The 1,058-nt window shown below is 44.9% G+C and carries 1 protein-coding gene; it reads left to right on the top strand.

All coding sequences use genetic code 11. From position 1 onward, the window contains the following. Positions 1–1,058: LPS assembly protein LptD (gene lptD / locus R7F07_RS25410; RefSeq protein WP_318110695.1), on the top strand; the 1,058-nt coding region annotated here is incomplete at both ends.

Raw genomic sequence — 1,058 nt, 5'->3', positions numbered from 1 at the left:
TTACCAAGTTAAGCACGATGGTATTATCAATAAACAGTGGATTGTTAAAGTTGATTACTCACAAGTCAGCGACATTGATTACTTCCTAGATTTGGACTCTGACATCGGTAACCGTGAAGACGGCCAGTTAGTCCAAGAAGGACATGTGCAGTACCGTTCAGATTTCTGGGATGCGTCTTTAACCGTTCGAGATTTCCAAATCCTCTTGAAAGAAGAAAACCGTCCATATCGTTTACTTCCTCAATTAGATTTGAACTACTACACGCCGTTGTGGGGTGATCACCTTAACTTCGACGTAAAAAGCCAAGTCAGCCGTTTTGACACTAGTGATACCGCTCGACCAAATGCGACTCGCGTTCACATAGAGCCGGGACTAACCATGCCGCTGTCAAACTCTTGGGCCACTTGGACAACGGAAGCGCGCGTACTTTCCACTTACTACTCTCAAGACCTTACTGGCTTGACAGACGTGGACTTGAAAAACCAGCTTGATGAACAAGTTTCTCGTGTTATTCCTGAGTTTCGTACCCATGCTCAGATTTACTTAGAGCGTGACACCAGTTGGATCAAAGGCTACACACAAACGCTAGAACCACAGCTTCAGTACCTATACGTACCAGAAGAAGATCAAACCAACATCTACAACTACGATACAACGCTGCTGCAAACTGACTACTACGGTCTATTCCGCAGTCGTAAGTACAGTGGTATTGATAAGATCGCATCGGCTAACCAGCTGAGCTACGGTGCAAGTACGCGCTTCTTTGATGATGACTACAAAGAACGTTTGAACGTGTCGTTTGGTCAGATCTACTACTTCGATAAGAAGACGAAAATCAGCAATAGCCCGAACATTCCAGACGAGACAACCAACTACTCTTCATGGGCAGTTGAAGCTGATTTCAACTACAACGACTACCTGTTCTATCACGGTGGCGTTCAGTACGACATCGACTTAAGCTCAATGCAGCTTGCCAACAGTACGTTGGAATATCAGTTTAACGGCGGCTTTATTCAAGGTAACTACCGCTATGTCACTCGCGAATACATCGAAGATA

Source organism: Vibrio sp. YT-16 (genome assembly GCF_033337405.1).
Lineage (GTDB): Bacteria > Pseudomonadota > Gammaproteobacteria > Enterobacterales > Vibrionaceae > Vibrio > Vibrio alginolyticus.
This window is presented reverse-complemented; position numbering and strand designations above follow the sequence as displayed.